Below are 18,352 nucleotides of genomic sequence, written 5' to 3' on the forward strand. Positions count from 1 at the left end.
AGTGGTGGATGCGGTTGAGTGCGGATTTAAACCTAGCAGAGAGCCGCGATTGGCAGAAGCCCACTGCACGATCAAAGTTCCGTCGATGTTTCATTGAGATAGGCGTCAGAGGCGATTTTTGAAAGGCTGCGTTGCGAAACCCGGAGGCGGATGCCGCCCCGGTTTCGCCGCCGCGGGCGCCGATGCAACCTTTCGTCAGCCGTCTTGTCGTTAGGCTGGTCCCGTCAACAACCCGTATCCGGCTCCGGAGTGCACCGGTGGATGCCTTTACCGGATCCCTGATCGCGTTCGCCTCAGCCCATCGTGGGCTGGCCTATCTGACGCTGTTTCTCGCCGCCTTGCTGGAAGCCGTGCGGTGCTCGGCTCGGTGGTGCCGGGCTCGACCATCATCCTGGCGCTCAGCGCGCTGATTCCCGACGGGCAACTCGATCTGATCGGCGTGCTCGCGGCGGCGGCGGCCGGCGCCGTGCTCGGCGACGGCGCGGCCTATTGGCTCGGGCATCGCGAGCAGCGGAGGATCCTGTCCGCCTGGCCGTTGTCAGCTTGTCCGGAGTTCCGACGCGTTTTCGTGACGCGAACCGGCATCCACGAAAACGCTATAGCATGAGGGTCGGATGAGGGATGACGTCCAGCTCAGGCGCGGACCACGGTCTTCAAGTAATTATACGCCTTGATGATCTCGATCAGGCGATCCTCGGTCGAGCGGTCGCCGCCATTGGCGTCGGGATGATGCTGCTTGACCAGCGCCTTGTACTTCGCCTTGACGATGTCGAGCGTCGCGTCGCCGTCGAGCCCCATCACCTGCAGCGCCTTGCGCTCGGCGTTGAACACCTTGCGCGGCTCGGACTTGGTCTGCTCGGCCGACGGATCCGGCCCGCGCCGCCAGCGGCTGCGGCCGTTGAACTCGTTGATCACTTCGAACGGATCGGCGGCGCCGGCGAGATCCTCGGGGTTCTTGGTCCGGCTCTTGGCGCCGTTCTGGCCCATCTTCCAGGTCGGGCGATGCCCGGTCAGCGCGTCCTTCTGATAGCGCGCCACCGCGTCGGCATTCATGCCTTCGAAGAAGTTGTAGCCCTGATTGTATTCGCGGACGTGATTCAGGCAGAAGTGCCAGTAATCCTTCTCCAGACCGCGGCCCTTCGGGGCGCGATGCGCGCCGCGATTGGCGCAGCCCGGCGCGTCGCACATGATCACCTGCTCGCGCGCAGCCTCCCGCGCCGCCTCTGCCTTGGTCGGCTTGACGCGGATCTTGTCGAAGAATTTGGACGAGTCGATTGCCATGCGTGACTTTGACTACGCCCCGCGCTGAGCTTCAAGTCTTGACATTATCAGCGAGCCCCGGGTTGATGGTTGCAACGGGATAGGAAACGAACGAACGGGCGGGACATGGGCGTCAAGGACACTCTCACACAGAAGTTGCGCGAAGCTTTCACGCCGGAAAGCCTCGACGTGATCGACGAATCAAACTTGCACGAAGGTCATGCCGGCCATTCCGGCCGCGGTGAGTCGCACTTCCGGGTCAATATCGTGTCGGACGCATTCGCCGGCAAGAGCCGGATCGACCGCCACCGCATGATCAACGAGCTGCTGGCCGCGGAACTCAAGGGCGGGCTCCACGCTTTGGCGGTCAAGGCGAAGGCGCCGGGCGAGGCGTAAAGCGGGCAACGCCAGCGCTCGTGGGCGACAACGCCGCTTGCCTACGGCACCGGACCGATTCGCGCGATCTTTCCCTTCTTCTTGTCGGCCGCCTCGGCTTCCGTCTCGCGCGGAACCGGCACGATGCGCAGCGCGGTGATGCGATTGCGCTCGCGGCGCAGCACGCGGAAGCGGAAGCCGTGGAAGGTGAAGCTCTGGCCGCGGTCCGGAATCGAGCGCGCCTCGTGGATCACCAGGCCGGCGATCGTGGTCGCCTCCTCGTCCGGCAGGTTCCAGTCCATCGCGCGGTTGAGATCGCGGATCGGCACCGAGCCGTCCACCACCACCGAGCCGTCGGGCTGGGTGCGGACGCCGGCCACCACGATGTCGTGCTCGTCGGAGATGTCGCCGACGATCTCCTCGAGGATATCCTCGAGCGTCACCATGCCTTCGACTTCGCCGTATTCGTCGACCACCAGCGCGAAGTGAGTCTTGCGTGAGCGGAACGCCTTGAGCTGCTCCGACACCAGTCGCATCTCCGGCACGAACCACGGCGGCAGCGCGATCTTGGTGACGTCGATATTGCTCGCGTCGCCCTCGGCCGCGCGCATCGCGCGCAGCAGATCCTTGGCGTGAAGGACGCCGATGATGTTCTCCGGCTTCTCGCGCCACAGCGGAATCCGCGTGTACTCGGTCGCCAGCACCTCGCGCACCAATTCTTCCGGCGGCAGATCGGCGTTGACCATCACCATCTCGGTGCGGTGGACCATCACGTCCGAGACCTGCAATTCGCTGAGATCGAGCAGGCCGCCGAACATGTCGCGGTCGTGCTTGGCGACGCCGCCTTCGTGATGAATGAGTTCGACCGCGCCGCGCAGCCGCTCGGTCGCCGTCAGCAGCGACTGGTGGGCGCCGACCTTCACGCCCATCAGCCGCATCAGGACGCGAACAAGCGCCTCGATCACCGTGAGCAGCGGACCGAGCACCAGCACCATCGCCCGCATCGGCTTCGCCACCAGCAGCGCGAAGCGGTCCGGCGCGTTGATGGCGATGGTCTTCGGCAGCACCTCGGCGAAGATCACCACCAGCACGGTCATCACCGCAGTGGCGTAGAGCACGCCGAGCTCGCCGAACCACGCGGTGAACAGGCCGGTCGCCAGCGCCGATGCGCCGATGTTGAAGATGTTGTTGCCGAGCAGCAGCGCGCCGATCATCCGCTCGCGCACGGCGAGCAGCCGGCCGACGATCCCGGCGTTGCGACTGCCCTGCTTCGCCAGCCGCATCATGTTGGCGCGCGAGGCCGCGGTCAGCGCGGTCTCGCTGGCGGAGAAGAACGCCGAGCCGAACAGACACGCGATCACGATGCCGAACGTCAACCAGTCCATGACGTCGGGTTCGCTCACGACGCGCGCGCGAGCTGCCGGGCGAGGAAGTCGCGAACCGGCGCCGGCTCGACGTCGTTGGCGATCACCGCGCGGCCGATTCCCTCCATCAGGATGAAGGTGAGCTGACCGCGCTTGACCTTCTTGTCCTGCGTCATCCGCGCCAGCAGCGCGTCGGCGTCGGCGAGGCCCTCTTGGGCGAAGCCGGCGATGTCCTGCAGCCGCGTCGGCAACCCGACCTCGGCGAGATGATGCTGCAGCCGCAGCGCATCGGCCTCCGGCATCATGCCGCGCTCGGCGGAGAATTGCGCCGCCAGCACCATGCCGATCGCCACGCCCTCGCCGTGAAACAGCCGGTCGGAGAATCCGGTGGCGGCTTCCAGCGCATGACCGAAGGTGTGACCGAGATTGAGCAGCGCGCGCTCGCCGTTCTCGCGCTCGTCGCGCGCCACGATCGCCGCTTTCGCCCGGCACGAGGTGGCGATGGCGTGCTCGCGCGCCGGGCCGCCGCGGACGATCTCGGCGTGGTTGGCTTCGAGCCAGGCGAAGAACGCCTCGTCGCCGAGCGCGCCGTATTTCGCCACTTCGGCGTAGCCGGCGCGAAACTGCCGCGGCGACAGCGTGTCGAGGACGGCGGTGTCGGCGATCACCAGCACCGGTTGATGGAACGCGCCGAGCAGGTTCTTGCCCTGCGGCGAGTTGATGCCGGTCTTGCCGCCGACCGAGGAATCGACCTGCGCCAGAAGCGAGGTCGGCACCTGCACGAAATCGACGCCGCGGCGCACGATCGCCGAAGCAAAGCCGGCGAGATCGCCGACCACGCCGCCGCCGAGCGCGATCACCAGATCGTTGCGCTCGATCTTCGCGGCGATCAGCGCCTCGGCGACTTGTTCGAGCCCCGCATAGGTCTTGGAGCTTTCGCCTTCGCCGACCACGATCCGCTGATGCGCGACGCCGGCCTTGTCGAGCACCGCCTCGGCCTGCGCCAGCCAGTGCTGCGCCACGGTGCGATCGGTGACGATCGCGGTGCGCGCGCCGGGCCGCAGCTTGGCGATCCGCTCGCCGAGCGTGCCCAGCACGTCGCGGCCGATCACGATGTCATAGGCGCGATCGCCGAGGGCGACGTCGACGGTGATCGGGGCGGAATGATTCAGCGGCGCGGTCATGGGGTCTCGCTCAGGGTTGGCGCAGCGGCGCTGCACAGATAGCCGTGCAACGCCGCAACGCATTCATCGACGATCTTCTCGTGCGGCACGTCGCGCGACGCGATGGTGAGGTCGGCGCTGCGATACACCGGATAGCGCTCATCGATCAGCCGGGCGATGGTCCCGGCGGGATCCGGCGTCTTGAGCAGCGGCCGATCGGCGCGACGCTTCACCCGCCGCAGGATCACGTCGGCGTCGGCTTCGAGCCACAGCGACACCGCTTTGTCGCGGATCCGGTCGCGGGTTTCCTCGCGCATGAAGGCGCCGCCGCCGGTCGCCAGAACCTTGGCGCCGCCGTCGAGCAGCCGCGCGATCACCCGCGCCTCGCCGTCGCGGAAATGCGGCTCGCCGTGAGTGTCGAAAATCTCCGGGATGGTCATCGCCGCGGCGGACTCGATCTCGGTGTCGGCGTCGAGAAACGGCAGCCCGAGCCGCAGCGCCAGACGGCGGCCGACGGTCGACTTGCCGGCGCCCATCATGCCGATCAGCACGACCGCGCGCTCGCCCAGCGCCGCGACGATTTCGGCTTCCTGGGACCGGGCGGCGTCGGCCGGCGGTGCGATTTCAGACATTCGGAACACCCGTAGGCTTTGGGCTTGGGCTCGGGATCGGCCTGGGCTCGGAAGGGCCAGCTATACTACTGCGGTTGCTGCAGTTGCCAGAGTCTCTTGCCACGCGCCGGCGAACATGGTCCATCGTCGGCCATCATCCGGTTCCTTGCCGTTCCACCGCCGCCGAGATCAGCGAAATGCCTACCTTGTTCCGCTTTCTGTCGGTCGTTGCGGTGATTGGTGGTATCATCTACGGGACGATCTTCGCGCTCGCCAATTTCGTCAGCCCGAAGTCGCGGGAAATGACCGTGGTCGTGCCGGCGGATAAATTTCTCAAGAAATAGCGGTTAGCCTCGGTCGCATGCGAAGACCGCGAAGCAAGCCAAGTTCCTCCGTTCAGTCGTCAGTCCAGGCTTTGGCGGCCGAGCCCGCCAACCGGGAGACCGCGCCGCTGCGGCCGGCCTCCTATTCGGACGCAGGGCTCAGCGAGCTGTTCCTCGACATGATCGCCGCCGAGCAAGGCGCGTCCGCCAACACCATCGACGCCTATCGACGCGACCTCGCCGACCTGTCGGATTATTTGACCCGAAGCCGCAAAAGCATCGCCTCCGCCGACACCGAAGCGCTGCGCGGTTATCTGGCCGATCTGGATGCGCGCGGCTTCAAATCGTCAAGCGTGGCGCGGCGGCTGTCGGCGATGCGACATCTGTTCCGTTTCCTGTTGAGCGAGCGGATCAGGGTCGACGATCCGGCCGCGATCCTGTCCGGACCGAAACGCGGGCGCGGCCTGCCGAAAGTGCTGTCGATCGCCGATGTCGATCGTCTGCTCGGCTATGCGCGGCAGCAGGCCGAGGCCGCGGACGGTGCTGGCGGCGTGCGCGCGGCGCGGCTGTATTGCCTGCTCGAGGTGCTTTACGCGACCGGGCTGCGCGTCTCCGAACTCGTGTCGCTGCCCTCGTCGGCGGCGCGGGGCGACGCGCGGATGATCGTGGTCCGCGGCAAGGGCGACAAGGAGCGGCTGGTGCCGCTCAATCACAGCGCGAAGCAGGCGATGACGCGCTATCTGGCGACCGCAGCTGCAGCCGAAAAGGCCGCAGCGACCGCCCCCAAGGCCGGCGCCAAAGGCTCGAAATGGCTGTTCCCGTCTTTCGGCGAGAGCGGGCATCTGACCCGGCAGCATTTCGCGCGCGATCTCAAGGATCTGGCCGGACGCGCGGGGCTTTCGCCGCGACTGGTCAGTCCGCACGTGCTGCGGCACGCCTTCGCCAGCCATCTGCTGCATAACGGCGCCGATTTGCGGATCGTGCAGACCCTGCTCGGCCATAGCGACATTTCCACCACGCAGATCTACACCCATGTGGTCGAGGATCGTCTGAAGAGCCTGGTGCGCGACCTGCACCCGCTGGCGGAAGGCTGAACCGCCAAACGTCGCGGACGCGAGGTGATTGCAACAGTCGCGGGCCTGATTCTTTTGCCTAAGGCGCCGTGCGGCCCAGCCGCTTGACTTGATCGGCGGTTGGCTCGAAAAGCCGGTGCTGGGCCGATAACGGCCACCGCAGCCCTCCCCATGTCCCTGGTCATGTCAGAGCCCATGCGCAGCTATCTCGATTTCGAAAAGCCGGTCGCGGAACTCGATTCCAAGATTGACGAGTTGCGCACGCTGGCGGCGTCCGGCAGCGACATCCACGAGGAAGTCTCGCGCATCGAGGAAAAGGCCGCGCAAGCGCTGAACGAGCTCTATGCGGCGCTGACCCCGTGGCAGAAGACCCAGGTCGCGCGGCATCCGCAGCGGCCGCATTGCGTCGACTACATCCAAGGACTGATCACCGAATTCACTCCTCTGGCCGGCGACCGCAAGTTCGGCGAGGACGAGGCGCTGATCGGCGGGTTCGGCCGATTCCGCGGCGAGAGCATCTGCGTTCTCGGCCAGGAGAAGGGCTCCTCGACCGAGACCCGCCTCAAGCACAATTTCGGCATGGCGCGGCCCGAGGGCTATCGCAAGGCGGTCCGGCTGATGGAAATGGCCGACCGCTTCGGCATCCCGGTGCTGTCGCTGGTCGACACCGCCGGCGCCTATCCGGGCATCGGCGCCGAGGAGCGCGGCCAGGCGGAGGCGATCGCGCGCTCGACCGACGCCTGCCTGCAGCTCGGCGTTCCCAATGTCGCCGTGGTGATCGGCGAAGGCGGCTCCGGCGGCGCGATCGCGATTGCCACCGCCAACAAGGTGCTGATGCTCGAGCATGCGATCTACAGCGTGATCTCCCCGGAGGCCGCCTCCTCGATCCTGTGGCGGGACGGCACCAAGGCGCAGGAAGCCGCCAATTCGATGAAGATCACCGCGCAGGACCTGCTGAGGTTCGGTGTGATCGACCAGATCCTGGCCGAGCCGAAGGGCGGCGCCCACCGCGACCCTGAGGCAATGATCGCGACCACCGGCGACGCCATCGCGGCGGCCTTCGCCGAACTCAACGGCCTCGATTCCAGCACGGTCCGCAACAAGCGCCGGCAGAAATTCCTCGAGATCGGCCGCAAGCTGGGCTGATCCAGCTCGTTGTTCTGACTGGTTTTATTCAGACGGACGAGCCGGCTTTCGCGGGAAGGCGCGATCGACGCCGCACCGGGCGGCGCCGTTGGCAGTTTGCTAACCATCCCACCGACCATCCTCCAAACCCATCAGCTCGGCCGCAGTTTCGCCGCGGGACCACGATTTATCGTTCCTTGACCACGTCAGGCAGGTCGCCGGCGCCGCGGCCCGATCGGCTTGCGAGGGTCCGGGCTTAAGGATAATCTTTCACCAGTGCAGGATGCGTCGGACTCCGGCGGGATCAACCTGCGCTTCTTGGTAAATTCGCGCGATAAAGTTTGAGCCAGATCGGCCGGACACGATCGCGTCAGAGCGACGGACTGAGCTGCTCGAATGTGGGGTGCAGGTTTGCCGGTCGTCTGGGGAGCTTCGCTGTGACAAGAACTCCGCTGCTGCGTGCGCTGCTGGCTTCGGCTGCGATCGCGGCGAGTTCATTGCTGGCCGGCTGCAACAGCGATCAGATGTCGCTCGCCACCAACGCCAAGGCCAACCAGCCGGTGCCGCCCAAGCTCGTCGCCGAGATGCAGGCCAAGAACATGGATCTGCAATCGCCGATCCTGGTCCGGCTGTTCAAGCAGGAGGCCGAGCTCGAGGTCTGGAAACAGGACCGCACCGGCGTCTTCACGCTGCTGAAGAGCTATCCGATCTGCCGCTGGTCCGGCGATCTCGGCCCCAAGGTGCGCGAGGGCGACCGCCAGGCGCCGGAGGGGTTCTATGCGATCTCGCCCGGCCAGATGAATCCGCAGTCGTCTTACTATCTGTCGTTCAACACCGGCTATCCGAACGCGTTCGACAAGTCGCTCGGCCGCACCGGCTCGCAGCTGATGGTGCACGGCGATTGTTCGTCGCGCGGCTGCTACGCGATGACCGACGAGCAGATCGCCGAGATCTACTCGCTGGGGCGCGAGTCGTTCTTCGGCGGCCAGCGCGCATTCCAGCTGCAGGCCTATCCCTTCAAGATGACCCCGGTGAATTTCGCCAAGCATCGCAACAACCCGAACATGCCGTTCTGGAAGATGCTGAAGGAAGGCTATGATCATTTCGAGGTGACGCGGCAGGAGCCGAAGGTCGACTTCTGCGAACATAAATACGTGTTCGACGCCGCGCCGCCGCCCGGTTCTTCGAAGCCGCTGGCGTTCAATGCCTCCGCCAAGTGCCCGGCCTATTCGGTGCCCGCCGACATTGCCGATGCAGTGCGGGAAAAGGACCAGAAGGACCAGACCAAGCTCGCCGAACTGATCTCCAAGGGCACGCCGGTGGCCCGGCTGCGCACCGGCATCGACGGCGGCATGCACCAGGTATTCGCCGCCAAGATTCCCGACGGCTCGACCGGCCTGTCCGAAGTCGACGACAGTTCGTCAGTGGCGCTCGCGGCATTCGACCGCGCGCCCGGCACCATCCCGCCGACCGTCAATCCGCCGCGGCGGCCGTCCGACGGTCTGCTGCAGAAGGCGACAGAGACCACCTCGGTCGCAGCCGCGCCGGCAACGTCGACATCAAACCCGCCTGCGCGCGTCGCCTCGGCCTCGAAAGACGATATCGGCGGGTTGCTGTCCGGCTTGAGCCGAAGGGGCGGAAGCGGCGAGATCACGTCCTCCACGGCGCCGACGCCGTCCTCGCCGACGCAGGCCACCGCGCGGCGCAACGAGCCGACGCCAGCGCCGCCACGTCCGCACGCCACAGTGCCGAAGTCGGCCGACACCAAGCAGGCCGCCGCCAAGCCGCAACTCAAGCCGGCGGTCGAACTCAACGGCGCGACCGCGGCAAAGCCGACGACGACCGGCACGATCTCGGGCGCGGCGCCGGTGGTGTCGTCGAATAATTTCGAAGGCCGGTTCTCCGCCTTCCGCTGAGACGGCCGCCTCTTCCCGCAAACCCTCACTTCGTCATTCAGGGGCGCTCGCGTAGCGAGCGAGCCCGGAATCCATACTCCCTCGGGTCATTGTTTGCAGCGCGGCGCTGGCAAGCTGTGCCGGCTCGCGAGTCCAGGGGTTATAGATTCCGGGCTCGCGCTACGCGCGCCCGGAATGACGAACTTTGTGGCTGCGAGTGTTGTCGGTGTGCGTAGCAGCGCCGCGCTATGCGCGTGGTGGCGGCCTCGAAGCATGGGACCGCAAGCGCCCGTTGCCGCATCCTTCGAGGCGCGCAAGAGCGCGCACCTCAAGGATGACGCAAGCTCTGTGGCGACGGCGAGACAAGGCGACGGGCTGTCAGATCGGCCGTCGCCCCCGCCTTACGCGTACCTGCCGTGGCAGTGCTTGTACTTCTTGCCGGAGCCGCAGGGGCAATCCTCGTTGCGGCCGACCTTGCCCCAGCTTTCGGGGCGGTTGGGATCGCGCTCGGACTTCTCGACAGTGTCGGCCGGCGCCAGCGAGACGTTGGCGAACTGCATCTCGTCCTCGCCGGTGTTGGGGTCCAGTTTGTGAGCCTCCATCGGCGGCAGCTCCCGCGGCTGCTCCGGCGGAATGATCTCGACCCGCATCAGCTGCGCGGTCACCGCCTCGCGCAGGTGCGCGCTCATCTCCTGGAAGAGGTTGAACGCTTCCGACTTGTATTCCTGCAGCGGATCGCGCTGGCCGTAGCCGCGCAGGCCGATCACCTGGCGCAGATGGTCGAGCATCACCAGATGCTCGCGCCACAGATGGTCGAGGGTCTGCAGCAGGATGCTCTTCTCAGCGTAGCGCATCACGTCGGGGCCCCATTGCGCCACCTTCGCCGCCATGTGCTCGTCGAACACCTTCTCGAGCCGCACCAGCAACTCCTCGTCGGCGATGCCTTCTTCCTTGGCCCATTCGTCGACCGGGATGTCGAGGCCGACGACGCGGTTCAGCTCTTCCTTGAGGCCGGCGACGTCCCACTGTTCGGCATAGGCGTGCTCGGGCACATGCTTGGAGACCAGATCCTCGATGAAGGTGTGACGCATGTCGGTGACGGTCTCGACCACGCTGTCTTCCTTCATCAGCTCGATACGCTGATCGAAGATCACCTTGCGCTGGTCGTTCTGGACGTCGTCGAACTTCAGCAGGTTCTTACGAATGTCGAAGTTGCGCGCCTCGACCTTCTGCTGCGCCTTCTCCAGCGCCTTGTTGATCCAGGGATGGATGATCGCCTCGCCTTCCTTCAGGCCGAGGCGGGTCAGCATGGTGTCGAGCTTGCCGGAGCCGAAGATCCGCATCAGATCGTCTTCCAGCGACAGGAAGAACTTGGAGCGGCCCGGATCGCCCTGACGGCCGGAGCGGCCGCGCAGCTGATTGTCGATGCGGCGGCTCTCGTGGCGCTCGGAGCCGATGATGTACAGGCCGCCCGGGCGCTTCGCGGTCTTGGCGGGCTTGTTGCCCTTGGCGGGCTCGATCTCGACCTCGTCCTCGGCATTGAGCACGATCTGACGGAAGCGCTCGATGTCGGCCTTGATCTGCTCGATCCGCGCGGCCTTCTCGGCCTCGTCGGTGATGTCGGCGGTCTCCTGCTGGATGCGCATTTCCAGCGAACCGCCGAGTTTGATGTCGGTGCCGCGGCCGGCCATGTTGGTGGCGATGGTGATCGCGCCCGGCACGCCGGCTTCGGCGACGATATAGGCCTCCTGCTCGTGGAAGCGCGCGTTCAGCACCGCGAACAGCTTCGCCGGCTTGCCGGCGCGGGCCGCCGCGTAGAGCTTCTCCAGCGCCTTGGGGTCGCCGAAGTCGATCTGCTTGTAGCCGCTCTTGAGCAGGACGTCGGCCAGAACTTCGGATTTCTCGATCGAGGCGGTGCCGACCAGGACAGGCTGCAGGCGCTTGTTGGCGCGCTCGACCTCTGCGAGGATCGCCGCGTATTTCTCGGTCTGGGTGCGATACACCTCGTCGTCTTCATCGAGACGGGCGATCGTCACATTGGTCGGGATCTCGACCACTTCGAGCTTGTAGATGTCGTAGAACTCGTCGGCTTCGGTCGCAGCGGTGCCGGTCATGCCGGCGAGCTTGCCGTACATCCGGAAGTAGTTCTGGAAGGTGATCGAGGCCAGCGTCTGGTTTTCCGGCTGGACGGTGACGTGCTCCTTGGCTTCCAGCGCCTGGTGCAGGCCTTCCGAATAGCGTCGGCCCTGCATCATGCGGCCGGTGAACTCGTCGATGATCACCACTTCGTCGTTGCGGACGATGTAGTCCTTGTCACGCTGGAACAAAGTGTGCGCGCGCAGCGCCTGGTTGATGTGGTGCACCACCGAGACGTTCTCGATGTCGTACAGCGACTCACCCTTGAGCTGGCCGGCGTCACGCAGCAGCGTCTCGATCTTCTCCATGCCGGCTTCGGTCAACGCCACGGAGCGCTGCTTCTCGTCGACGTCGTAATCCGACTTGTCGAGGCGCGGGATGAAAGTGTCGATGGTGTTGTAGAACTCGGAGCGGTCGTCGAGCGGACCGGAGATGATCAGCGGGGTGCGCGCCTCGTCGATCAGGATCGAGTCGACTTCGTCGACGATGGCGAAGAAATGGCCGCGCTGGGCCATGTCCTCGAGCCGGTACTTCATGTTGTCGCGCAGATAGTCGAAGCCGTATTCGTTGTTGGTGCCGTAAGTGATGTCGCAGGCATAGGCCTTCTGGCGCTGGCTGTCGTCGAGCCCGTGCACGATCACGCCGGTCGACATGCCGAGGAAGGCGTAGATCTGACCCATCCAGCCGGCGTCGCGGCTGGCAAGGTAATCGTTGACGGTGACGACGTGAACGCCCTTGCCGGCGAGCGCGTTGAGATAGCAGGCGAGCGTCGCGACCAGCGTCTTACCTTCGCCGGTCTTCATCTCGGCGATGTCGCCCTCGTGCAGCACCATGCCGCCGATCAGCTGCACGTCGAAATGGCGCTGGCCGAGCGTGCGCTTGGCGGCTTCGCGGACCGTGGCGAAAGCGGGGATCAGCAGATCGTCCAAGGTCTTGCCGGCGGCGAGTTCGGCGCGGAACTGATCGGTGCGGGCGCGCAGCGCCTCGTCCGACAGCGCGGCGACGTCCGGCTCGAGCGCGTTGATCGCGGCGACCCGAGCCTGATAGGCCTTGATCCTGCGATCGTTCGAAGAGCCGAAGAGTTTGCGGGCGAACGCGCCGATCATACCAGCTTCCTGTCCTTGCGATGTGACTTCGCAGATTTTGTGCCGTTCACCCGAGCCACTATCAACTCATCGTGACGCCCAGCCGCCTATCGGGATACAGGCGCAGACGCGAAATGATTGGCAATCCAGCAATCCGAGGGCCGGCGGCCGGGCCATCGCCGTCTGACGACCTTGATACCCGTGCCAGTGGCGGCAGAGATATGGCTGGGGTGGGGGGTTGTCAACGCGCCGCCCCTTCAGGGATTTCATCATTTTGACAGAGTTTTCACGTTGCCAAGGCGGCGTGATTGGGTGACTGTCCCGCCGCCCCCGACACCCCGGCTTTCAGAACAAGGATTTTCCATGACCCCTGCGTCATCCGCAGCCATATCGGCCCTGCGCTCTGGCTTCATCAGCGCGGCCGCGACCGGTTGTCTCGCTTTTGCATTGCTCGCGAGCCCGATGGCGCACGCCGAGGATGCCAATCCGGTGCTTGCGAAGGTGAACGGCGCTGAAATCCGTCAGAGCGACGTCGCCCTCGCCGAGGAAGAACTCGGCCCGAGCCTGGCGCAGATGGACCCGGCGACCAAAAAGGAAAACGTGCTGGCGTTTCTGATCGACATGAAGATCGTCGCCAAGGCTGCCGAGGACAAGAAGATCGCCGACCGCGCCGAATTCAAGAAGCGGCTCGAATTCGCCCGCAACCGCCTGCTGATGGACGATCTGCTCGCGGTCGAGGGCAAGAACGCCACCACCAACGACGCGATGAAGAAGGTCTATGAGGACGCCGCCAAGCAGATCTCCGGCGAGCAGGAAGTCCACGCCCGCCACATCCTGGTCGAGTCCGAGGACGACGCCAAGGCGGTCGCCGAGGAATTGAAGAAGGGCGCCGACTTCGCCGAACTGGCGAAGAAGAAGTCCAAGGATCCGGGCGCGTCCGACGGCGGCGATCTCGGCTTCTTCACCAAGGAGCAGATGGTGCCGGAATTCTCCGCTGTGGCGTTCGCGATGGAGCCGGGCAAGATTTCGGACCCGGTGAAGAGCCAGTTCGGCTGGCACATCATCAAGGTCGAGGAGAAGCGCAGCCGCAAGCCGCCGACCTTCGATCAGGTCAAGCCGCAGATCGAGCAATACGTCACCCGCAAGGCGCAGGCGGACTATGTCGCGCAGCTCCGCCAGGCCGCCAAGGTCGAGCGGCTGGACAAGCCGGCCGAGCCGGCGGCGGCCCCCGCCGATGCCGCAAAGCCCGCCGACCCGGCCAAGGCCCCGGCGAAAAAGTAAGCTTTGTCAAAGACCTGAGTGGTTTCAATGGCCGGGCTTGTCCCGGCCATTGTGCGTTCAGGACCTCGCTTACAGCGTTTTGGGGCGAGGTCGATCCCGGTTCGCGTCAAGAAGACGCGTCAGAACATCAGTGTTCTTATTCTGATCATGCGCCAGGATGAAGTGGCGCCTGTTGCGCCCGCAGGCGGTTGTCTGCGTTCCGCACCGTTACTCCGCGGCCTGCAGGCGGGCGGATTTCTTGCGGGGCGCGATCCAGAATGCGTTGGGGCGTTCGAACAGGAAGGTGGCGCCGCTCAGCATCGCCAGCCGCCAGATGACCAGCGCGCCGACCACGCCGATGATCGTGACCAGCAGCGCGATCATGCCGGTGCCGAGGAAGCCGGCGAATTTCAGCAGCAGCGTTCGCGACACCGCCATCGGCAGGAAGAACGCCAGATAGATCACGATCGAGTGCTCGCCGCAGAAGCGCAGTCCGTCGAGCCAGCGCTTCTCGGCCAGGAGGGTTCCGGCGGCGATGATCGCGCAGGCGCCGGCAAGCCCGAGCAGCAGCGACAGCAGCGGCCATTCGCTGACGCCTGTGTGCACCAGCGCGGCGTTGATCGCGGCCCATATTGCAAGACCGATCAGCGCCAGCGCCGGCCGCGCCCGCGCGGCGTCGGAGAACGCGAATACGCGGCTGGCAAACAGATAGCCGGTGTAGAAGTAGAAGAACCGCGCGCAGAACTCGTCGATCACCATCCAGCCGGTTGCGACGTGCAGCGATTCCAGCAGCGCCGCGATCGCCCAGATCAGCAGCGGCGGCGCGCGCCGCGTCGCCTTGGTGACGACGAAGAAGATCGGCAGCAGATAGATGAACCACAGCGTGCCGAACGGATCGATGAATGACAGCGCGTAGAGTTTGACGACGCCGGCCCAACCGATCTCGGCGGCGAAGGACGGCGCCTTGAAGGCGAACTGGATCGTCACCCACAGCACGTAGAAGTACGCGAAATGCACCACCTTGCGGTCCAGATAGGTGCGCCAGTCACGGTCGATCACCACCGCGAGGAACAGGCCGGAGAGCAGGAAGAAGTCCGGCATCCGGAACGGTTTGGCGAACTCGACCACCAGATGCATGAAGCCGGTCTCGCCGGCCGCGGCCTCGACGCCCAGCACCGAATGCATCATCACCACCATGATGATGCAGATGCCCTTGGCGTAGTCGACCCAGTCGACGCGGTCGCCGTGCATGCGGGCCGGGACATGTGTGCCGTTTGCGGTCATCATCGTTCCTGTCTGGTGCGGCGCGCGCGTATCATCGCTGGTATCGGTTGCATTATTCTTTCCGCGATCAATGAATATGCCGGTTCCGTCTCGTTCCGGCCGGCGCGTCGTTTTGCGGCGACCATGCGAGTCTGTTAACCATCGCCGCGCTTCACGCCTCGAGATGCCCTTGTCCCGCTCCTTCGACACGCCCCTCCCGATCGACGACGCGCTCGCCGACCTCACCTGCGCACTCGCGGGGAACAGCACCGCCGTGCTGGTCGCGCCGCCCGGCGCCGGCAAGACCACGCGGGTGCCGCTGGCGCTGCTCGACCAGCCGTGGCTCGGGACCAAAAAGATCATCATGCTGGAGCCGCGGCGGATCGCGGCCCGCGCCAGCGCTGAACGGATGGCGAAGACATTGGGCGAGAGAGCCGGCGAGACCGTCGGCTATCGTGTCCGGTTCGGCTCGAAAATCTCTCGTGCGACACGGATCGAGGTGGTCACCGAGGGCATCTTCACCCGGCAGATCCTCGACGATCCGGAACTCGCCGGAATCGGCGCGGTGCTGTTCGACGAGTTTCACGAACGCTCGCTCGACGCCGATCTCGGCCTCGCTTTGGCGCGCGATGCGCAGCAGGGCCTGCGCGAGGATCTGCGCATCCTGGTGATGTCGGCGACCATCGACGGCGCGCGGGTCGCAAGGCTGCTCGGCGACGCCCCCGTGGTCGAAAGCCTTGGCCGGGCCTTTCCGGTCGAGACCCGCTATCTCGGCCGCCGATCCGACGCGCCGATGGAGCGCCAGATGGCCGAGGCGATTGCAGCGGCGTTGCGCAGCGATGCCGGTTCGGTGCTGGCGTTTCTTCCGGGTGCGGCCGAAATCCGCCGCACCGAGACGATGCTGCGCGAACGCGTCCACGATGCTGCGATCGAGATCGTGCCGCTGTTCGGCGCGCTCGACGCAGCCGTGCAGGACCGCGCGATCCAGCCGGCGCCCAAGGGTAGCCGCAAGGTGGTGCTGGCGACCTCGATCGCCGAGACCTCGCTGACGATCGAAGGCGTGCGCATCGTGGTCGATTGCGGGCTGTCGCGGGTGCCGCGTTACGAGCCCGACATCGGGCTGACCCGTCTCGAGACGGTGCGGGCCTCGCGCGCCGCGGTCGATCAGCGCCGCGGCCGCGCCGGCCGAATCGAGCCGGGCGTCTGTTACCGGCTGTGGGACGAGCCGCAGACCGCGTCGCTGCCCGCCTATACCCAGCCTGAAATCCTCAGCGCTGACCTGTCGTCATTGCTGCTCGACCTGGCGCAATGGGGGGTGACCGACCCGGCGACGCTGGCCTTCCTCGATCCGCCGCCGGCGCCGGCGATGAAGGAGGCGCGCGAGCTGCTGCGCGAGCTCGGCGCGCTCGCTGCCGACGGCCGCATCACCGACGAAGGCCGCAGCTTGCGCGCGATGGCGCTGCCGCCGCGGCTGGCGCGGATGATCGTCGACGCGGCGCGGCTCGATCATGGCGAGGAGGCGGCCGAGATCGCCGCGATCCTCACCGAGCGCGGCCTCGGCGGCGACAGCGTCGATCTCGATCATCGCCGCGATCAGTTCCGCCACGACCGCTCGCAGCGCGCGACCAGCGCCCGGCAAATGGCGCTGCGCTGGGCGGCGCAGGCTTCGTCTTCAGCCTCAGCCCCAAGCTCGGCGCCCCCTTCTCCCTCCCCCCTTGCGGGGGAGGGTCGGGGTGGGGGGGCCACGGGCGCGGCTGCGATGCGTGGCACCCCCACCCCCAACCCCTCCCCGCAAGGCGGAGGGGAATTGTCGACCGGCGTGCTGCTCGCCTTCGCGTTCCCCGATCGCGTCGCCAAGAATCGCCGCAATGGCTCGTTCGTGCTCGCCAATGGCCGTGGCGCTGCGATCGAACAAACCTCGGCGTTGGCGCGGGCACCGTATCTGGCGGTTGCGGAGCTGACAGGCACCGCGGCGCAGGGGCGCATTCTGCTGGCCGCGCCGATCACGCTCGCCGAGATCGAGCAGCATTTCGCCGGCCAGATCACCGATGCCGACGACGTCAGCTTCGATCGTGCCGCGATGGCGCTGCGGGCGCGTCGGCGGCGCGCGCTCCACGCGATCACGCTGTCGGAAGCGCCGCGGGCGCTGACGCCGTCGGCCGAGACCGCGCAGGTGCTGGCCGACGGGCTGATCGCGGCGGGTCTCGATCGTCTGCCGTGGTCGAAGCAGCTTCAGCAATGGCGCGGCCGGGTGATGTTCCTGCGCAAGGCCGAAGGCGAGCCTTGGCCCGACCTGAGTGACTCTGCGCTCGCCGAGCAGCGCGAGGATTGGCTGGTGCCGGCGTTGTTCGACAAGGCCGGGCTGAAGGACGTCTCTGCCGGTGATCTGTCGGATGCGCTGATGAACCTGCTGCCGTGGGATCTGCGCGCGCGGCTGGATCGCGAGGCGCCGACCCATTTCGAGGCGCCGACCGGCTCGCGCCTGCCGATCGACTATGAGGCCGAGCAGGGCCCGACCATCGCGGTCAGGCTGCAGGAATTGTTCGGGCTGACGTCGCACCCGTCGGTGGCGGGCGGCGCGGTGCCGCTGGTGCTGGAACTGCTGTCGCCGGCGCACCGTCCGGTGCAGGTCACGCGCGATCTGCCGGGCTTCTGGCGCGGCTCCTATGCCGCCGTGCGCGCCGATCTGCGCGGCCGCTATCCGCGCCATCCCTGGCCGGAGGACCCGGCCGGCGCACCGCCGACCCGTCGCGCCAAGCCGAAAGGCACCTGAAGTTCCGCACCCGCCATTAAGGCTTCACTCACCCTTTTGGTCAAAATAGCCGGGCGCGAAGGCTGCATCGATCGCAGCCCGCGCGGGCGCGTGGTCCAATCGTGCGGCTTATTGTTTTGTGGGTATGCGTCATGCGTAATATTATGATTTTTGCAGCTTTGATGGTGGTTCTCGGCTCGGTAATGGCCCAGCTCGCCGACCGGATGATGCCGGCGCCGGCGCAAGCCAGCGTCGCCCAGGCGACGACGGTCGGGATGTCGTCCAACGCGGGCGCCCGAAGCGTCGCGATTCCGCGCGATGCGCGCGGCCATTTCCAGACCGACGGCCGGATCGACGGCCAGCGCATCGCCTTCATGGTCGACACCGGCGCCTCGGTGGTCGCGCTGAACGAAAGATCGGCGGCGCAATTCGGCCTGCGGCCGCGGCCGGCGGAATACACAGCCCGGGTCTCCACCGCCAACGGCACGGTGAAGGCGGCGCGGGCGCGGCTCGCGATGCTCGATGTCGGCGGACTGATCGTGCGCGACGTCGACGCCATGGTACTGCCCGACGAGGCGCTGTCGGAGAACCTGCTCGGCCTGTCGTTCCTGTCGAAGCTGAGACGCTTCGAATATGCCAACGGCCAGATGGTACTGGAGCAATAGGC

14 protein-coding genes and 1 pseudogene are annotated in these 18,352 nt (G+C 66.2%); 9 read left to right on the forward strand and 6 right to left on the reverse strand.

Translation table 11 applies throughout. The features are described from left to right. Positions 1–257: 257 nt before the first annotated feature. Positions 258–550 (forward strand): annotated as a pseudogene (locus tag BMY71_RS03225) (DedA family protein); the annotation flags it as partial. Positions 551–633: 83 nt separating this feature from the next. Here BMY71_RS03225 and BMY71_RS03230 read toward each other — a convergent pair. Next, positions 634–1,281: a J domain-containing protein gene (locus BMY71_RS03230; protein ID WP_011500718.1), complete on the reverse strand. Its 648-nt coding sequence runs from the start codon at positions 1,279–1,281 to the stop codon at positions 634–636. A gap of 105 nt (positions 1,282–1,386) precedes the next feature. Between BMY71_RS03230 and BMY71_RS03235 the strand changes: the two genes are divergently transcribed. Then, complete coding sequence (locus BMY71_RS03235; protein ID WP_041805080.1) at positions 1,387–1,656, forward strand: BolA family protein; 270 nt, start codon at positions 1,387–1,389, stop codon at positions 1,654–1,656. A gap of 41 nt (positions 1,657–1,697) precedes the next feature. On the opposite strand, the gene BMY71_RS03240 is transcribed toward BMY71_RS03235, so the two are convergent. From BMY71_RS03240 to BMY71_RS03250, 3 genes are read right to left on the reverse strand one after another with little or no spacing between them, the layout of a single operon-like run. Further along, complete coding sequence (locus BMY71_RS03240) at positions 1,698–3,020, reverse strand: HlyC/CorC family transporter (RefSeq protein ID WP_011500720.1); 1,323 nt, start codon at positions 3,018–3,020, stop codon at positions 1,698–1,700. A gap of 14 nt (positions 3,021–3,034) precedes the next feature. Next, on the reverse strand, positions 3,035–4,183 hold the full coding sequence (gene aroB, locus BMY71_RS03245; protein ID WP_092681630.1) for a 3-dehydroquinate synthase: 1,149 nt from the start codon (positions 4,181–4,183) through the stop codon (positions 3,035–3,037). After that, positions 4,180–4,794 (reverse strand): shikimate kinase, encoded by a 615-nt coding sequence (locus tag BMY71_RS03250; protein ID WP_092681632.1) that lies wholly within the window; start codon positions 4,792–4,794, stop codon positions 4,180–4,182. The genes aroB and BMY71_RS03250 overlap by 4 nt, the downstream gene beginning before the upstream one ends. Positions 4,795–4,970: 176 nt before the next feature. On the opposite strand from BMY71_RS03250, the gene BMY71_RS03255 reads away from it, so the two are divergent. From BMY71_RS03255 to BMY71_RS03270, 4 genes are all read left to right on the forward strand, one after another. After that, entirely contained in the window at positions 4,971–5,117 is a 147-nt protein-coding gene (locus tag BMY71_RS03255; RefSeq protein WP_011500723.1) for a hypothetical protein, read from the forward strand. 17 nt (positions 5,118–5,134) lie between these two features. Continuing rightward, positions 5,135–6,190, forward strand: a complete 1,056-nt coding sequence (xerD, locus tag BMY71_RS03260) for a site-specific tyrosine recombinase XerD (protein ID WP_175557594.1) — start codon at positions 5,135–5,137, stop codon at positions 6,188–6,190. A gap of 162 nt (positions 6,191–6,352) precedes the next feature. Next, a complete protein-coding gene (locus tag BMY71_RS03265; protein ID WP_041805554.1) occupies positions 6,353–7,315 on the forward strand; it encodes an acetyl-CoA carboxylase carboxyltransferase subunit alpha in 963 nt (320 codons plus the stop codon). Between the two features lie 416 nt (positions 7,316–7,731). Next, positions 7,732–9,210: a L,D-transpeptidase family protein gene (locus tag BMY71_RS03270; RefSeq protein WP_092681634.1), complete on the forward strand. Its 1,479-nt coding sequence runs from the start codon at positions 7,732–7,734 to the stop codon at positions 9,208–9,210. Between the two features lie 380 nt (positions 9,211–9,590). On the opposite strand, the gene secA is transcribed toward BMY71_RS03270, so the two are convergent. Further along, the gene (secA, locus tag BMY71_RS03275; protein WP_092681636.1) at positions 9,591–12,431 is read right to left on the reverse strand and encodes a preprotein translocase subunit SecA; all 2,841 of its coding nucleotides are present in this window, start codon (positions 12,429–12,431) and stop codon (positions 9,591–9,593) included. Between the two features lie 342 nt (positions 12,432–12,773). Between secA and BMY71_RS03280 the strand changes: the two genes are divergently transcribed. Next, entirely contained in the window at positions 12,774–13,691 is a 918-nt protein-coding gene (locus BMY71_RS03280; RefSeq protein WP_011500728.1) for a peptidylprolyl isomerase, read from the forward strand. A gap of 207 nt (positions 13,692–13,898) precedes the next feature. On the opposite strand, the gene BMY71_RS03285 is transcribed toward BMY71_RS03280, so the two are convergent. Further along, positions 13,899–14,954: an acyltransferase family protein gene (locus tag BMY71_RS03285; RefSeq protein WP_092681638.1), complete on the reverse strand. Its 1,056-nt coding sequence runs from the start codon at positions 14,952–14,954 to the stop codon at positions 13,899–13,901. A 163-nt stretch (positions 14,955–15,117) separates the two neighbouring features. Here BMY71_RS03285 and hrpB point away from each other — a divergent pair, with 163 nt between their 5' ends. Both hrpB and BMY71_RS03295 read left to right on the forward strand, forming a co-directional pair. Beyond that, entirely contained in the window at positions 15,118–17,706 is a 2,589-nt protein-coding gene (gene hrpB, locus BMY71_RS03290; protein WP_092681640.1) for an ATP-dependent helicase HrpB, read from the forward strand. Positions 17,707–17,837: 131 nt separating this feature from the next. Then, the gene (locus tag BMY71_RS03295) at positions 17,838–18,350 is read left to right on the forward strand and encodes a TIGR02281 family clan AA aspartic protease (protein ID WP_092681642.1); all 513 of its coding nucleotides are present in this window, start codon (positions 17,838–17,840) and stop codon (positions 18,348–18,350) included. The last annotated feature ends 2 nt before the right edge of the window (positions 18,351–18,352 follow it).

The organism is Rhodopseudomonas pseudopalustris, assembly GCF_900110435.1.
Taxonomy (GTDB): domain Bacteria; phylum Pseudomonadota; class Alphaproteobacteria; order Rhizobiales; family Xanthobacteraceae; genus Rhodopseudomonas; species Rhodopseudomonas pseudopalustris.

Bases quoted from the DNA above. Each gene is read 5' to 3' on its own strand.
- xerD (WP_175557594.1), top strand. From the start codon at position 5,135: ATGCGAAGACCGCGAAGCAAGCCAAGTTCCTCCGTTCAGTCGTCAGTC.
- BMY71_RS03265 (WP_041805554.1), top strand. From the start codon at position 6,353: ATGTCAGAGCCCATGCGCAGCTATCTCGATTTCGAAAAGCCGGTCGCG.
- BMY71_RS03255 (WP_011500723.1), top strand. From the start codon at position 4,971: ATGCCTACCTTGTTCCGCTTTCTGTCGGTCGTTGCGGTGATTGGTGGT.
- hrpB (WP_092681640.1), top strand. From the start codon at position 15,118: ATGCCCTTGTCCCGCTCCTTCGACACGCCCCTCCCGATCGACGACGCG.
- aroB (WP_092681630.1), bottom strand. From the start codon at position 4,183: ATGACCGCGCCGCTGAATCATTCCGCCCCGATCACCGTCGACGTCGCC.
- BMY71_RS03295 (WP_092681642.1), top strand. From the start codon at position 17,838: ATGCGTAATATTATGATTTTTGCAGCTTTGATGGTGGTTCTCGGCTCG.
- BMY71_RS03280 (WP_011500728.1), top strand. From the start codon at position 12,774: ATGACCCCTGCGTCATCCGCAGCCATATCGGCCCTGCGCTCTGGCTTC.
- BMY71_RS03240 (WP_011500720.1), bottom strand. From the start codon at position 3,020: ATGGACTGGTTGACGTTCGGCATCGTGATCGCGTGTCTGTTCGGCTCG.
- secA (WP_092681636.1), bottom strand. From the start codon at position 12,431: ATGATCGGCGCGTTCGCCCGCAAACTCTTCGGCTCTTCGAACGATCGC.
- BMY71_RS03250 (WP_092681632.1), bottom strand. From the start codon at position 4,794: ATGTCTGAAATCGCACCGCCGGCCGACGCCGCCCGGTCCCAGGAAGCC.
- BMY71_RS03230 (WP_011500718.1), bottom strand. From the start codon at position 1,281: ATGGCAATCGACTCGTCCAAATTCTTCGACAAGATCCGCGTCAAGCCG.
- BMY71_RS03285 (WP_092681638.1), bottom strand. From the start codon at position 14,954: ATGACCGCAAACGGCACACATGTCCCGGCCCGCATGCACGGCGACCGC.
- BMY71_RS03235 (WP_041805080.1), top strand. From the start codon at position 1,387: ATGGGCGTCAAGGACACTCTCACACAGAAGTTGCGCGAAGCTTTCACG.